Source organism: Hominiventricola aquisgranensis (assembly GCF_040096225.1).
GTDB classification, from domain to species: domain Bacteria; phylum Bacillota; class Clostridia; order Lachnospirales; family Lachnospiraceae; genus Hominiventricola; species Hominiventricola aquisgranensis.
In genome coordinates, this window is record NZ_JBBMFC010000003.1 from 80,417 (window position 1) to 94,029 (window position 13,613).

The following is a 13,613-nucleotide window of genomic DNA, read 5'->3' on the forward strand; positions in this document are numbered from 1 at the left end:
TCAGAGATTTTGAGTGGTGGGAAAGACACAGATGAGTCAGAAATTTAACAGTTATGATGATTATAAATTATATGGTAAAAAATTTTGGATGCTGTCATTAATCTTGTTTGTTGTAAATGGATTTCTCCTTGGAGCTTTAAGAATCAGTGTATCAGACAACTGCGCTATACCAACAAGATTGATATTTCTGATTTTGGTAATATCGTATATAAAGATATTGGGTGTATGGATAAGAACCCTGAATAAACTTCTGAATGGTGTTTCAAAAAAATATTTAAGAAAAACGACTTGGAGTGTGATTATCTATTGGGAAATTATAGTTCTTTCGATTCTTATTTCTGGAAGCATAAAGGAAACAGATCTGATTGTTTGTTCAGGAATCATAGTCGGAGAAGGAATACTATTTTTACTTATAAGAGGATTTTATTATATAGATATAATGGAAAAATATCATCCACATGCAATAAATATGGATTCATATCCCATTGATCTTTACAGTGCTGATGAGAAAAAAAGACAAATCTCTGATAATTTGGATAAGATTCAGGAGACAACTCATAATACTGAAGTTTTGAAAGCACTGGAATTAAGACGAGCTATGGTTTTGATAATAGTACATGCAGAAGTTCCTGTTTTTACAATGTTCAATCTGGGATGTCTTGGATTGATAAAATAAAGGAAATGGAGGTTTATTTGAAAGTGGGGTGATTGACGTGCTATGAAAGAAGCAGCAAAGAGACTTCTTGTTGTGATGTAATAAGTTGATGAAGGAGGGCAGCATATGAAAAAATTCATGAGAACAGCAGTGGCAATGATCTGTATGTTAAGTATTTCTGTGGGATCGGCAGGAATGGTCGTGTATGCAGCAGGAGAGAATCAGCAGAAATCAGTGTATTATGAAGAATATAAAAAAATTGTGGAGGAAGTATCTTCAGATACAGATGTAGAACTTACTCTTTTACCTGCAGAAGATTTTGCGGATGAAGACTGGAGAACACCTGATGAATTTGAAAAAATTGTGAAAGCATTTGCTATGGCAGAGATTGCAGTGAATAAAAATGATGACATGGCGGATTTAGTATCTGAGACCAGATATGCTGTCACAGCATCGAAGAATGTAAGCTTTACAGTTGAAAATACTGCCGATATCATGATTAAAATCAAAGCAGATTTCAGTACACAATATCATGCTGAAAGACAGTATATTTCAATGGTAAGTAATATCAGTTCGAGTAAAGCCACTGATACTGGGACATGGCAGGAGACGGGAAGTAATTACCTGTTGATTGATGCGGGAAGAACAGCTCAGATTTCTGTGTCAGGCAATATTTCATATGGTGGTGTAAGTCAGGAGAAAATTATCACTGTCGAGTTTTATTGTGGCGCGACTGGTGGTGTATCCTGAGGCAGGAAGTTTTGTAACAGAGTATAATATGATCCGTTGTGGATAGATCTCTTCAGTAGAAACCTCCGCAGTTACAGACACATAATCGCCATATGACAGATCTGAACCGAATTTTTCATTGAGTTCAGCCAACGTCATGCCACAGTCGTAGTCTGCTGTATTTGTGTGAAGATACACGCTGTTATACGTGGAATCGTTTAGTTTCGGGTCTGGCAGCGTGTTTTCGATGGTGCCATACATAATTTCTCTGTTTTGTGAATCGTCGGTTTCTTCAATTAGTTCCGAAGTGGGAGCGCTGCCTGAAAATAAAAGAAACAGCACTGCGAATATAAAAACAAAAGCAATCAAAATATAAACAAATTTTTTCATCTGTAAATACCTCAAGTGGAACAAGATTTCTGTAATTATGATAACATGACCACGATGAAAGAGACAAGGATGTAATAAGAGAATATGTTTGTGGAAACTATTGTTTTTCCTCAAGCAAGAGAATATACTAAGAGAACCGCAATCATCACATTTTACATGGAGGAAAATACAATGGACAAATTCATTCCCATCGACAAGCAGTCGAAGAAGAAGCAAAAAGAATTTTATGCGAAACAGAGAGGAACCTGGGGGACGTTCAATCCGGTGACCAGAACTGTTCCAAACGGGAAAGCCTACAACCGTAACAAGTTAAAACAGGAAGATCGCAGAAGCGGCAGATTATCTTATGGAAAACAAGATAGTCTGCCACTTTTTGTATGGTTGTCGATAGAGGTGGCGTGTGAAAATTGTCCAACATCAGATTCACTTTATCTCCACTTGCTTCTTGACACTACAGTGTGAAAAGCGTATCATAAAGCAAGATAAAGTCATCGCAGACATGGTCTATACACATAGGAAAGGAAGTAAAATGTGATGGAAAAGAAAAACATTGACTGGGGCAGCTTAGGTTTTGCCTATATGCCGACCGATAAGAGATTTGTTGCCAACTATAAAGATGGAGCATGGGATGAGGGAACCTTAAGTGATGATCCGATGATCACCATGAGCGAGTGTGCATGTGTACTTCAGTATGCACAGACCTGTTTTGAGGGAATCAAAGCCTATACAACTGAGGATGGAAGAATCGTGACCTTCCGCCCGGACCTGAATGCAAAACGTATGGCAGATTCTGCAAAAAGACTTCAGATGCCGGTATTTCCGGAGGATCGTTTCGTGCAGGCTGTTGTTGATGTAGTACAAGCAAATGCAGCTTATGTTCCGCCTTATGGCAGTGGAGCTACGTTGTATATTCGTCCGTATATGTTTGGAATCAATCCGGTTATCGGTGTAAAACCGGCAACTGAGTATCAGTTCCGTATCTTCGTAACACCGGTTGGACCGTACTTCAAGGGCGGTGCAAAGCCGATCACTATCCGTGTATCTGATGTGGACCGTGCAGCACCTCATGGAACCGGAGATATCAAAGCCGGTCTTAACTATGCAATGAGCCTTTACAACATTGTAGATGCTCACAATAAGGGATTCGATGAGAATATGTATCTTGATCCGGCTACCAGAACCTATGTTGAGGAGACTGGTGGAGCTAACTTCATCTTTGTGACCAAGGATGGCAAGGTAGTAACTCCGAAGTCCAACAGTATTCTTCCGTCTGTAACCCGTCGTTCTCTGATGTATGTTGCAAAAGAGTACCTGGGACTGGAAGTGGAAGAGCGCAAGATTGCAAAAGACGAACTGAAAGATTTCGCAGAGGCTGGTCTGTGCGGAACCGCAGCAGTTATTTCCCCGGTTGGAAAGATCGTAGATCATGATACCGAGATCTGTCTGCCGAGTGGTATGGAAGAGATGGGACCGATCACCAAGAAGCTGTATGATACCCTGACTGGTATCCAGATGGGTCGTATCAAAGCTCCGGAAGGATGGATCAAAGAGATCCTGTAAGATCATAAGATCACAGAATGATGATAAGGGACAGGCCGTTTTCCGGTGCTGTCCCCTTTCGTATCTATGGATAGACTTGACGGAAAGGGAATGAACATGAAAAAAGGACTTGTATTGGAAGGCGGAGCCATGCGGGGAATCTATACCGCTGGTGTGCTGGATGCATTTCTGGAGCAGAATATCACGGTGGACGGTGTCATCGGAGTCTCTGCAGGTGCGGTACATGGATGCTCTTATGTGTCTGGACAGCATGGAAGAAGCATCCGCTACTATCTGAAATATATGAAGAATCCCCGGTTTATGAGCTTTCGCTCATTGTTGAAGACAGGAAATCTGGTAGAGACGGAGTTCAGTTATCATGAACTTCCAGATCGTCTGGATGTATTCGACCGAAAAGCATTTGCAGAGTCACCTATGGATTTTTATGTGGGTTGTACCAATGTGGAGACAGGGAAACCGGAATATATTCTGTTGGACACGATGGATGAAATCGATTATATGCGTGCGTCTGCTTCAATGCCGATGGTTTCGCAGATCGTGGAAGTAGGAGGCATGAAGCTGCTGGATGGAGGTGTGGCGGACAGTGTGCCGATCAGGGCATTTCAGCAGATGGGCTATGAGAAAAATATCGTGGTGCTGACCAGACCTGCTGGTTATCGGAAGAAGAAATCTTCTATTGGTCCGGCGAAATGGATATATCGGAAATATCCGGCATTTGTAAAGGCCATGGAGGAGCGCTATAAGGTTTACAACGAAACGATGGATCAGATTGAGGAGATGGAGAAGTCAGGAGAGATTTTCGTGATCCGTCCAAGCCGTGACCCGCAGATCGGTCGCATGGAGAAAAATCCGGAAAAAGTGAAAGCGGTCTATGACCTGGGATATAAAGATGCCTGTGCACAGATGGAGGCACTTAAAGCATGGCTCTGATTCCCGTATTTTTTGAACATTTGCATGGCTCTGAATGGTTATATGAATTTTAAGAAAAATTTCATTGTATTTTCACAGGGTTCGTTTACAATAGGTTCATAGATTTAATGTAAATAGAATACATTATGTGAAAATAAAGGGGAAATTTTATGAGAGAGAAATTTTATCGTTTTATGCAAGGAAGATATGGTGTGGATCAGTTATACCGATTTATCTTTTTTCTGGCACTGGTATTGATGATTATCAACACCTTTTTGAGAAATCCGATGCTGAATCTGGTCGTCTATGCACTTCTGATCCTGGATATTTTTCGGATGCTGTCAAAAAATCACAGTGCAAGATATGCGGAAAATCAGAAATATCTGCAGCTGACTGCAAAATTCCGTTACTGGCTGGATCAACAGAAAAAGCTCTGGCAGGAGAGAAAGTATCATCATATTTACACTTGTCCAAAATGTAAACAGAAGATCCGGATTCCAAAAGGAAAAGGAAAGATCATGGTGCGCTGCCCGAAATGTCATTTTGAGTTTCAGAAGAGAAGCTAAGCGCCTATGTTCGGATATATTATTGTACACAAACCGGAACTGAAGGTCCGGGAATATGAGACCTACAAAGCAAGCTACTGTGGTCTGTGCAGAAGTCTGAAGAAGCGTCATGGACGAATCGGGCAGATGACTTTGAGCTATGACATGACATTTCTGGCACTTTTGCTGACAGGACTTTATGAGCCGGAGACCATTACTGGCTGTGAACGTTGCATTGCGCATCCGGTAAACCGGCATCATTTTCGGCAGAATCAGTATTTTGACTACGCGGCGGACATGAATGTGCTTCTTACCTTTTATAAATGCCTGGATGACTGGCAGGATGAGAAGAAGTTATGGGCAAGAATCTTTTCCTGGATGCTTATGCCAAAGATGAAGAAGATCAGGAAGCTTTACGGAGAAAAAGCACAGATGACAGCGGACAACCTGAAGGCACTCCGTGAACTGGAAAAGAAAGACATTTGTGATATTGATAAAAGTGCTGGATTTTTCGGAAGGATTATGGCAGAATTGTTTGTATGCCGCGAAGATGAATGGGCGGAGAAGTTAAGAAAGATGGGCTTTTATTTTGGAAAGTTCATTTATCTGATGGATGCCTATGAGGATATTGAAGAGGATCTGAAACAGAATCGATACAATCCTCTGGCAGAGTTATACGGGCAGGAATCTTTTGAGGAGAACTGCCAGCAGATTCTGAAGATGATGATGGCGGAGACTTCCCGTGTGTTTGAACAGCTTCCCATTGTGGAAGAGGTGGAAATTCTTCGGAATATATTGTATGCAGGAGTCTGGAGTCGATATGGTCAGATTCGCTGCAGTAGAAAGGGTACAGATAAAAAGGAATGATGATGGATCCATATGAAGTTCTGGGTGTGTCCCGGAACGCATCGGATGATGAGATAAAAAAAGCATATCGGACACTGAGTCGAAAATACCATCCAGATGCCAATGTGAATAATCCCAATGCTGCTCAGGCGGAGGAGAAATTCAAGCAGGTTCAGGCAGCCTATGATCAGATCATGAAGGAGAAGGAACAGGGCTACAGCGGATATGGCAGTACCAATGGCTACGGTGGATACGGAAACGCCGGAGGCTATGGCGGCTTTGGCGGCTATGGAAGTGCCGGTGGATTCGGCGGTTACGGAGGAGCTTCCAGTGCAGGTCAGAATGATGAATATACCATGCATCTGAATGCTGCAATGAACTACATACGGGCAGGCAAGTATAATGAAGCACTGAATGTGCTTTCCGGCATGGGACAGAAGACTGCCAGATGGTATTATTTAAGTGCGATTGCCAACAATGGACTTGGCAACAATGTAGTGGCATTGGATCACGCCAGGCGGGCAGCTTCCATGCAGCCGGGAAATATGGAGTACCGGGCACTTGTACAGCAGCTGGAAGGTGGAAGTGGATGGTATGATCAGATGAGCACTCCATACGGCGGTATGAGTGTTATGGGAAATGATTTCTGCTGCAGACTTTGTCTGGCGAACATGTTATGCAATTTGTGTTGCTTCGGTGGACGGGGCGGAATGCTCTGCTGCTGATGCCGCAGAAACTTGAGGAGAAGAAGAAAATTACAGTATACGGACAGGATGAGAAAAAAATGAGCTTTATGATCGATAGAACTTGTCAGAAAGCGGCGTTCTTGCTGGGAACGGCGCTTATGCTTGGTACAGGACTTGTGACTTCAGATGTGCTGAATGTATATGCAACGGAGGCTGTTGACCCGGCTGCGGCTGCTCAGCCGACTGATCCAGCAGCTACAGCAGATCCGAATGCAGCGGCACAGCCAGCAGTTGATCCGGCAGTGGCACAGCCCATGGATCCCAATGCGGTCACACAACCGGCGGATCCAAACGCGGCCGCAGACCCCAATGCAACGACAGATACAACGACTACAACACAGCCGGCTGCACCGAAGAAGCAGGCGGTAGTATTGACAGAACAATTAAAAAAGGATATTGAAAACTCCCATGCGCCCGGGGCAAAGGACGCGATCATCAATGGATATTTAAGCCTTCTGAACAAAGAGTATATTCTGAAAGATGAACTGGATATTGATCTGGTCAGTGTGGGCAATGGTCATCAGTTGGAGCGCAGATCTGCAAAAGAAATCACACAGATGATGAAAGATGCGAAAAGTGTTGGTATGCGGATGAATCTGACTTCTGCATATCGTACATATATGAAACAGGTATATTTATTTAAAAATAAAATTGAACGTCTGGAACGGGAGGGGTACAGTCATGAAAAGGCTGTCAAAGAAGCCGGAACGGTCGTTGCTGTACCGGGAACCAGTGAACATCAGCTGGGACTGACTCTTGACTTTGTGACAGGCAGTTACAAAAATCTGGACGAAGGAATTCGGAATACCAAGGAATACCAGTGGACAGAAAAGCATGCCTGGGAATATGGCTATGTGATCCGTTATCCCAAGGATAAGTCTGCGATTACGGGTATTATTTCCGAACCATGGCATCTGCGGTATGTGGGAATCCCGGCGGCACAGCTGATGACGGAGCAGGATCTGTGCCTGGAAGAATTTTTGGGGGTGGCGTATGATGACCAGAGAGATGGAATTTCGTATGGAGCGGGCTGGATTAATACAGGTCGGTGATCAGGTACGATTAAAGGAAGACGCAGCCAACACTATGGCAGGTGTCATGTATTATTATACGATCCGTGATGCCATTGCCATGTCCAATAACACAAAGAAAAAACTGAACAGTCTGGAAGGTGTGGTCACAAAGATCGAGGCCAGTGAGAGCTATTGGACCGTGACTGTGAAGATTGATGAATAGACGAGGAGAGAAGATATATGCCAATCAGAATACAGAATGATTTGCCGGCAAAAGAAATACTGGAAAAAGAAAATATTTTCGTTATGGATGAGAGCCGTGCACTCAGCCAGGAGATCCGACCACTGAAAGTAGGAATCCTGAATCTGATGCCGCTGAAGGAGGATACAGAGCTTCAGCTTCTCAGAAGTTTTTCCAATACACCATTGCAGGTGGATGTGACATTTATTACAGTAAGCAATCATGAATCTAAAAATACAGATAAGAGCCATCTGAACAAGTTTTATCAGACCTTTGAAGAAGTTCGTAAAAAGAGATTTGACGGTCTGATTATCACCGGTGCACCGGTGGAACAGATGAAGTTTGAAGAGGTGGATTACTGGACAGAGCTTCGGGAGATCTTTGCCTGGTGTGAGTCACACGTGACATCTACACTGTATATCTGCTGGGGAGCACAGGCAGCACTTCATTATTACTATGGTCTGGAGAAAGTGCTGCTGCCAAAGAAACTGTTCGGACTTTATACACATAAGGTGCTGAATCGGAAAGAACCGCTGGTCAGAGGATTTGACGATTATTTTGTAGCACCGCATTCCCGCCATACTGCGATCCCGAGAGAAGACATTGCAGCATGCGAGGATCTGAAGATCATGGCAGAATCAGAAGAAGCAGGTGTATTTCTGTGTATGGCAGAAGGCGGAAAGAAGATCTTCGTCATGGGCCACCCGGAATATGACCGGATCACTCTCCAGAAGGAGTATGAGCGTGATAAGGCGAAGGGACTGCCTATTGATCTGCCGAAAAATTATTTCCCGGATGACGATGATTCCAGGCGCCCGGCTCTGCAGTGGCGTGCTCATGCAAATACCCTGTACACCAACTGGTTAAATTATTACGTATACCAGCTGACACCATATATATGGGAAGATGATAAGTAAACAAAATGCATATATCGCGGGTGGCTGCAGACAGTGACATTTAAAGGAGAATCATTATGATGGATCGAATCGACTTGTTTCATCTGCCTTTTTATAAAAAAGAAGCATTTACCGGTTCAGACCGGGGAATCCGGTTCTGGATCGGCAAAGTGACGGTGGGAGAGGAAGAAGAGGCGCAGGATTATCTGCGTGTAACCGTTTGGCCGGAGCCATATGCATGGAAGCATACGCCGGACGAACAGAAGATCAGTAAAGATTTTGCGTTTTCAGAAGAAGGACTGGATGAAATCTATGAGTGGCTTCTGGGGGATGGAAGAAAACTGATTATGGAGAGCTGATGTGAGAAGTTCCTTTTGTACATCTAAATTGAAAAATGGAAGGCATATAGCCTTCCATTTTTCATCGCAAACACATTTTATACAACAAAAGGATTTTCTCCTGATATTGACTTTATGAGTATATAATAGTATAGTTTTATAGATAAGTAAAATTCATTTTTTTCATGTTTGAAATGAAAAATATTCAAGGAGAAGAGAAAGATATGACTTTATTAGCCTATCAGGTATTTCTGGCAGTGGTGGAACAGGAAAGCTTTCAGAAGGCTGCACAGGTTCTGAATCTGACACCGTCAGCCATCAGCCATGCGGTGGCTTCCATGGAGACGGAATTGGGATCAGCGCTGTTTATCCGAAGTAAGCAGGGCGTGTATCTGACTAATTATGGAAAGGAATTGTTTCCCTATATTAAAAATGTGCAGAACAGTGAGGAGTATTTCCAGCAGGCGGTGGCACAGATTGGTGGTATGGAAAAGGGTGTTGTTAGGATCGGTACCTTCAACAGTGCCTGCGTAGAATGGATGCCAAGTCTGCTCAGAGGTTTTGAAAAGGATTATCCGAATATTCGAATTGATATTTATCAGGGAAGTTATGATGATGTATATCAGTGGCTGAAGGATGGAATCGTAGATCTGGGATTCCTTTCATCCACCAGTGCAGGAGATCTGTCCTGTACACCTATCTATCAGGACAAGATCATCTGCGTGGCACCGCAGGGCTTCAAGACTGAGAATGAAGGATATATTACCATTGAGGAACTGAAAAAACAGCGTTTTGTAACCCAGAGGGAAGGCTGTGACGCAGATGTGAATCATGTGATGAACAAGTATGACCTGCCAGGTGGAGGCGGAAGCTACATTGCAGATGATATGTCCGCAGTATCACTGGTCATGGGTGGTTTTGGCGTCTGCCTTATGCCGGAGCTGGTGATCCGGAATATTCCGTTTCCTGTAGAAGTGATCCCGCTGGAAGTAGAGGAAAAGAGAACCATTGTACTGGCCTATGTGAGGTCTGATGTACTGGCACCGGCAGTACAGAAGATGCAGAGTTATATTTTAGAGAGCTTTCAGAAGAAAGCAGAGGAGGAGCAATAGATTATGAAATACAAGTACATATTTTTTGATCTGGATGGAACTTTGTGGGATTCCAGAGAAGGCATTACCAAAGGAGTGCAGTATGCACTTTCCAAAATGGGGATAGAAGAACCGGATCTGAAAAAACTGGAGCGGTTTATCGGACCGCCTCTGACAGAGTCTTTCCCGGAGTTTTATGGATTTACGTTGGATGAGGCAAGACAGGGAACTATTTATTACAGGGAGTATTTTGACAAGTATGGTATTCATCAGAATAAATTGTTTCCGGGAGTGAGAGAGATGCTTGATGCGCTTCATAAGGATGGCAGAATCCTGTGTACGGCATCTTCCAAGCCGGAGGTTCATGTACTGACGACGCTGCAAGCATTTGGCATTGATGGATGCTTTGATTATATCTGTGGAGGAAGTCTGGACGAGAGTCGCTGTGTAAAATACAAGGTGATAGAGGAACTGCTTCACAGATTGAATTTGCCAGAAGAAGAGATGGATAAGGTCCTTATGGTTGGAGACCGGAAACACGATGTGGAAGGAGCGGCTGTATTTCACATTCCGTGTCTGGGAAATGCCATGGGATTTGCGCCGGAAGGTGAGCTGGAGGCAGCTGGTGCGATTGGTGTGGTACACAGCATGAAGGAACTGACCGATTATATTCTTGCACATTAAGCAGAGTCTGTGTTATGATATGAAGTCGGGATAAATACGGAAAACAGGAGGAATAACCATGAAATGGAATAAATATACGTTGACAACAACGACCGAGGCAGAAGATCTGATCAGCAGCATGATGATGGATGCGGGAATCGAAGGCATCGAGATTGAGGATAAGATTCCACTTTCTGAGAAGGATAAATCCCAGATGTTCGTGGATATTCTTCCGGAAGGACCGGCAGATGATGGAGTTGCGAAGATCAGCTTTTATCTGGAGCCGGATCAGGACAATGTAGAGATGCTGGCAGCTGTCCAGAGAGGACTGGATGAGATCCGCAGCTGGGGCGTGGATGTGGGAGCAGCCACGATTGAGGCTTCTCAGACGGAGGATAAAGATTGGATCAACAACTGGAAGCAGTATTTTCATCAGTTCTATGTGGATGACATTCTGATCAAACCGTCATGGGAGGAACTGAAAGATGAAGACAAAGATAAACTTCTGATCCAGATCAATCCGGGAACTGCATTTGGCACCGGTATGCATGAGACTACACAGCTCTGCATCCGTCAGATCCGTAAATACCTGAAAGACGGAGACAGGATCCTGGATGTGGGAACCGGAAGTGGAATTCTGTCGATCGCAGCCTTGAAGCTGGGAGCAGGTTATGCACTGGGAACAGATCTTGATCCATGTGCAGTGACAGCAGTGAAAGAGAATATGGAAGTCAATGGTCTGAAGGAAGATCAGTATGATGTGATTCTTGGAAATATCATTGATGATCCGAAGGTGCAGAGTGAGGCAGGAGAAGAGGCATATGATATTGTCACTGCCAATATTCTGGCAGAGGTATTGCTGCCGCTGACACCAGTAGTGATCCATCAGTTGAAAAAAGGCGGTATCTACATTACTTCCGGTATTATAGATGATAAGGAAACGGTCGTTGTGGAAGCCGTGAAAGCAGCAGGACTGGAAGTGCTGGAAGTGACCCACCAGGGTGAGTGGGTATCTGTAACAGCCCGTAAGAATTAAGGAATGGAAGTATGTATCATTTTTTTGTAGAACCTTTTCAGATTCATGAAGAGCAGGAATATATTGAGATCCTGGGCGGAGATGTGAATCATATTGAAAATGTGCTGCGCATGAAGCAGGGAGAGGAACTGACGGTCAGTGATGGATTTGGTTCTGAATACCGGTGCAGTGCGCAGGAGTTTCTGCCAGAGACAGTAAAGGTAAAGATTCTGGAGAAGAGTCGGGTAAGTTCGGAGCTGCGTTCGGAGATTACCTTGTTCCAGTGTCTGCCCAAAGGGGATAAGATGGAACTGATCATTCAGAAGGCCGTTGAGCTTGGAGCATCAAGGATCGTTCCGGTGGCATCGAAACGCTGCGTAGTCAGGCTGGATGAGAAGAAAGCGCAAAGTAAGGTGAAACGCTGGCAGGCCATTGCGGAGAGCGCGGCCAAACAGTCCGCCAGGGCAGTCGTTCCAGAGGTGAAACTGCCGGTCAGCTACAGGGAGGCTATGAAGCTTTCCGAAGAACTGGATGTGAAACTGATTCCCTATGAGTGTGCAGATGAACTGTTGTCCGGCACGGAAGAGACTCCTATGGAGCGGACAAGAAATAGATTGAAGACCATTCTGCCGGGACAGTCCATAGGTATTATGATCGGACCGGAGGGTGGTCTTGAAAAAACAGAAGTAGAGCAGAGTATGGAGGCGGGATTTGCACCGGTGACCCTGGGGAAACGCATTTTGCGTACAGAGACAGCGGGTCTTTGTATCCTTTCGGTGCTCATGTTCCAGCTGGAGGAGTAATGTAAGATGGAAGCATATCTTGATAACTCGGCGACTACCAGATGTCTTGAAGAAGTGACGGACAAGATGGTGCATATTATGAGGGAAGATTATGGAAATCCTTCTTCTATGCATATGCGTGGAGTAGAAGCAGAAAAATATATCAAAGAGGCAAAAGCATTTTTTGCTTCAAATCTGAAGGTGAATGAGAAAGAAATCTACTTCACCTCTGGAGGAACAGAATCTAATAACCTGGCATTGATCGGATGTGCCATGGCGAACCGCAGAGCAGGTAATCATCTGATCACTACATCGGTGGAGCATGCATCTGTATTAAACACCATGAAATATCTGGAAGAGCAGGGGTTCCGTGTGACATATCTTCCGGTGGATGAAGATGGCAGGGTATCGCTGGATGCCTTGAAGGAAGCTATCTGCGAAGAGACGATTCTGGTATCCTGCATGTATGTGAACAATGAAGTGGGAGCTGTGCAGCCCATTGAAGAGATTGGAAAGATCATCAGGGAAAAGAATCCTGCGATCCTGTTTCATGTGGATGCGATTCAGGCTTATGGAAAATATCATATTTATCCGAATCGACAGGGAATTGATCTGTTGTCAGTCAGCGGTCATAAGATCCATGGACCGAAAGGTGTGGGACTTTTATATGTAAATAAGCGGGTGAAGATCCGTCCCATTCTGTTTGGCGGCGGTCAGCAGAACGGTATGCGTTCCGGTACGGAAAATGTGCCGGGAGATGCAGGAATGGCAGTGGCTGCCAAGTGCTGTTACGAAAACCTGGATGAGAAGATCGACCGCCTGTACGCATTGAAAGACCATTTTGTGGAAGGTGTGAAGAAGCTGCCAGATACGAGAGTCAACGGACGCACCGGAAGAGACAGTGCGCCGCAGATCGTCAGTGTCAGTTTTGCAGGAGTGCGCAGCGAAGTGCTACTGCATGCGCTGGAAGATAAGGGAATCTATGTGTCTGCAGGCTCTGCCTGCTCATCTAATAAACCTGCAGTGAGTCACACTTTATCCAGTATGCATCTTCCAAAAGAACTGCTGGGAAGTACGCTGCGGTTCAGTTTTTGTTTTGATACAACAGAGGAAGAAATCGATTACTGCCTGCAGGAACTTTCAGAGCTTCTGCCGGTTCTTCGCCGGTTTGTACGCCGGTGATCCAACAAGAGA

The 13,613-nt window shown here is 44.4% G+C and carries 18 protein-coding genes; 17 read left to right on the forward strand and 1 reads right to left on the reverse strand.

The annotated features are described in order from the left end of the window. Positions 1 to 31: 31 nt before the first annotated feature. On the forward strand, positions 32 to 676 hold the full coding sequence (locus WMO62_RS02345; RefSeq protein WP_349143688.1) for a hypothetical protein: 645 nt from the start codon (positions 32 to 34) through the stop codon (positions 674 to 676). Positions 677 to 781: 105 nt separating this feature from the next. After that, positions 782 to 1,405 (forward strand): hypothetical protein, encoded by a 624-nt coding sequence (locus tag WMO62_RS02350; RefSeq protein ID WP_349143689.1) that lies wholly within the window; start codon positions 782 to 784, stop codon positions 1,403 to 1,405. Here the strand turns inward: WMO62_RS02350 and WMO62_RS02355 are convergent. After that, complete coding sequence (locus tag WMO62_RS02355; protein WP_349143690.1) at positions 1,331 to 1,774, reverse strand: hypothetical protein; 444 nt, start codon at positions 1,772 to 1,774, stop codon at positions 1,331 to 1,333. The two genes, WMO62_RS02350 and WMO62_RS02355, sit on opposite strands and share 75 nt — an antisense overlap. Before the next feature lie 171 nt (positions 1,775 to 1,945). Between WMO62_RS02355 and WMO62_RS02360 the strand changes: the two genes are divergently transcribed. The 15 genes from WMO62_RS02360 to WMO62_RS02430 all read left to right on the forward strand — a co-directional run bounded on the left by WMO62_RS02360 (position 1,946) and on the right by WMO62_RS02430 (position 13,601). After that, on the forward strand, positions 1,946 to 2,236 hold the full coding sequence (locus WMO62_RS02360) for a hypothetical protein (RefSeq protein WP_147356680.1): 291 nt from the start codon (positions 1,946 to 1,948) through the stop codon (positions 2,234 to 2,236). Between the two features lie 72 nt (positions 2,237 to 2,308). Then, the gene (locus WMO62_RS02365) at positions 2,309 to 3,334 is read left to right on the forward strand and encodes a branched-chain amino acid aminotransferase (RefSeq protein ID WP_349143691.1); all 1,026 of its coding nucleotides are present in this window, start codon (positions 2,309 to 2,311) and stop codon (positions 3,332 to 3,334) included. A gap of 96 nt (positions 3,335 to 3,430) precedes the next feature. Further along, positions 3,431 to 4,264 carry a patatin-like phospholipase family protein gene (locus WMO62_RS02370; RefSeq protein ID WP_118596084.1) on the forward strand — a complete coding sequence of 278 codons (834 nt, stop codon included), beginning with the start codon at positions 3,431 to 3,433 and terminating at the stop codon, positions 4,262 to 4,264. A 149-nt stretch (positions 4,265 to 4,413) separates the two neighbouring features. Beyond that, positions 4,414 to 4,809, forward strand: a complete 396-nt coding sequence (locus WMO62_RS02375) for a zinc ribbon domain-containing protein (RefSeq protein ID WP_118596083.1) — start codon at positions 4,414 to 4,416, stop codon at positions 4,807 to 4,809. A gap of 6 nt (positions 4,810 to 4,815) precedes the next feature. Further along, entirely contained in the window at positions 4,816 to 5,655 is an 840-nt protein-coding gene (locus tag WMO62_RS02380; protein WP_349143692.1) for a DUF5685 family protein, read from the forward strand. Continuing rightward, a complete protein-coding gene (locus WMO62_RS02385) occupies positions 5,655 to 6,359 on the forward strand; it encodes a J domain-containing protein (RefSeq protein ID WP_118596199.1) in 705 nt (234 codons plus the stop codon). The genes WMO62_RS02380 and WMO62_RS02385 overlap by 1 nt, the downstream gene beginning before the upstream one ends. Continuing rightward, a complete protein-coding gene (locus WMO62_RS02390) occupies positions 6,311 to 7,432 on the forward strand; it encodes a D-alanyl-D-alanine carboxypeptidase family protein (RefSeq protein ID WP_349143694.1) in 1,122 nt (373 codons plus the stop codon). The genes WMO62_RS02385 and WMO62_RS02390 overlap by 49 nt, the downstream gene beginning before the upstream one ends. Next, positions 7,374 to 7,616, forward strand: coding sequence for a hypothetical protein (locus tag WMO62_RS02395; protein ID WP_349143695.1), 243 nt, complete (start codon positions 7,374 to 7,376; stop codon positions 7,614 to 7,616). Before WMO62_RS02390 ends, WMO62_RS02395 begins: the two co-directional genes overlap by 59 nt. A gap of 17 nt (positions 7,617 to 7,633) precedes the next feature. Then, positions 7,634 to 8,551, forward strand: coding sequence for a homoserine O-acetyltransferase MetA (metA, locus tag WMO62_RS02400; RefSeq protein WP_349143696.1), 918 nt, complete (start codon positions 7,634 to 7,636; stop codon positions 8,549 to 8,551). A gap of 56 nt (positions 8,552 to 8,607) precedes the next feature. Further along, on the forward strand, positions 8,608 to 8,889 hold the full coding sequence (locus WMO62_RS02405; RefSeq protein WP_118509935.1) for a hypothetical protein: 282 nt from the start codon (positions 8,608 to 8,610) through the stop codon (positions 8,887 to 8,889). A 203-nt stretch (positions 8,890 to 9,092) separates the two neighbouring features. Continuing rightward, entirely contained in the window at positions 9,093 to 9,980 is an 888-nt protein-coding gene (locus WMO62_RS02410) for a LysR family transcriptional regulator (RefSeq protein ID WP_349143697.1), read from the forward strand. A gap of 3 nt (positions 9,981 to 9,983) precedes the next feature. Beyond that, complete coding sequence (locus WMO62_RS02415) at positions 9,984 to 10,643, forward strand: HAD hydrolase-like protein (protein WP_118509931.1); 660 nt, start codon at positions 9,984 to 9,986, stop codon at positions 10,641 to 10,643. Positions 10,644 to 10,701: 58 nt separating this feature from the next. Then, positions 10,702 to 11,658 carry a 50S ribosomal protein L11 methyltransferase gene (gene prmA, locus WMO62_RS02420; protein WP_349143698.1) on the forward strand — a complete coding sequence of 319 codons (957 nt, stop codon included), beginning with the start codon at positions 10,702 to 10,704 and terminating at the stop codon, positions 11,656 to 11,658. 11 nt (positions 11,659 to 11,669) lie between these two features. Then, a complete protein-coding gene (locus WMO62_RS02425; protein WP_349143699.1) occupies positions 11,670 to 12,440 on the forward strand; it encodes a 16S rRNA (uracil(1498)-N(3))-methyltransferase in 771 nt (256 codons plus the stop codon). Positions 12,441 to 12,446: 6 nt separating this feature from the next. Beyond that, positions 12,447 to 13,601, forward strand: coding sequence for a cysteine desulfurase family protein (locus WMO62_RS02430; protein WP_117497314.1), 1,155 nt, complete (start codon positions 12,447 to 12,449; stop codon positions 13,599 to 13,601). Positions 13,602 to 13,613: the final 12 nt, after the last annotated feature.

Bases quoted from the DNA above. Each gene is read 5' to 3' on its own strand.
- WMO62_RS02345 (WP_349143688.1), top strand. From the start codon at position 32: ATGAGTCAGAAATTTAACAGTTATGATGATTATAAATTATATGGTAAA.
- WMO62_RS02350 (WP_349143689.1), top strand. From the start codon at position 782: ATGAAAAAATTCATGAGAACAGCAGTGGCAATGATCTGTATGTTAAGT.
- WMO62_RS02355 (WP_349143690.1), bottom strand. From the start codon at position 1,774: ATGAAAAAATTTGTTTATATTTTGATTGCTTTTGTTTTTATATTCGCA.
- WMO62_RS02360 (WP_147356680.1), top strand. From the start codon at position 1,946: ATGGACAAATTCATTCCCATCGACAAGCAGTCGAAGAAGAAGCAAAAA.
- WMO62_RS02365 (WP_349143691.1), top strand. From the start codon at position 2,309: ATGGAAAAGAAAAACATTGACTGGGGCAGCTTAGGTTTTGCCTATATG.
- WMO62_RS02370 (WP_118596084.1), top strand. From the start codon at position 3,431: ATGAAAAAAGGACTTGTATTGGAAGGCGGAGCCATGCGGGGAATCTAT.
- WMO62_RS02375 (WP_118596083.1), top strand. From the start codon at position 4,414: ATGAGAGAGAAATTTTATCGTTTTATGCAAGGAAGATATGGTGTGGAT.
- WMO62_RS02380 (WP_349143692.1), top strand. From the start codon at position 4,816: ATGTTCGGATATATTATTGTACACAAACCGGAACTGAAGGTCCGGGAA.
- WMO62_RS02385 (WP_118596199.1), top strand. From the start codon at position 5,655: ATGATGGATCCATATGAAGTTCTGGGTGTGTCCCGGAACGCATCGGAT.
- WMO62_RS02390 (WP_349143694.1), top strand. From the start codon at position 6,311: ATGCAATTTGTGTTGCTTCGGTGGACGGGGCGGAATGCTCTGCTGCTG.
- WMO62_RS02395 (WP_349143695.1), top strand. From the start codon at position 7,374: ATGATGACCAGAGAGATGGAATTTCGTATGGAGCGGGCTGGATTAATA.
- metA (WP_349143696.1), top strand. From the start codon at position 7,634: ATGCCAATCAGAATACAGAATGATTTGCCGGCAAAAGAAATACTGGAA.
- WMO62_RS02405 (WP_118509935.1), top strand. From the start codon at position 8,608: ATGATGGATCGAATCGACTTGTTTCATCTGCCTTTTTATAAAAAAGAA.
- WMO62_RS02410 (WP_349143697.1), top strand. From the start codon at position 9,093: ATGACTTTATTAGCCTATCAGGTATTTCTGGCAGTGGTGGAACAGGAA.
- WMO62_RS02415 (WP_118509931.1), top strand. From the start codon at position 9,984: ATGAAATACAAGTACATATTTTTTGATCTGGATGGAACTTTGTGGGAT.
- prmA (WP_349143698.1), top strand. From the start codon at position 10,702: ATGAAATGGAATAAATATACGTTGACAACAACGACCGAGGCAGAAGAT.
- WMO62_RS02425 (WP_349143699.1), top strand. From the start codon at position 11,670: ATGTATCATTTTTTTGTAGAACCTTTTCAGATTCATGAAGAGCAGGAA.
- WMO62_RS02430 (WP_117497314.1), top strand. From the start codon at position 12,447: ATGGAAGCATATCTTGATAACTCGGCGACTACCAGATGTCTTGAAGAA.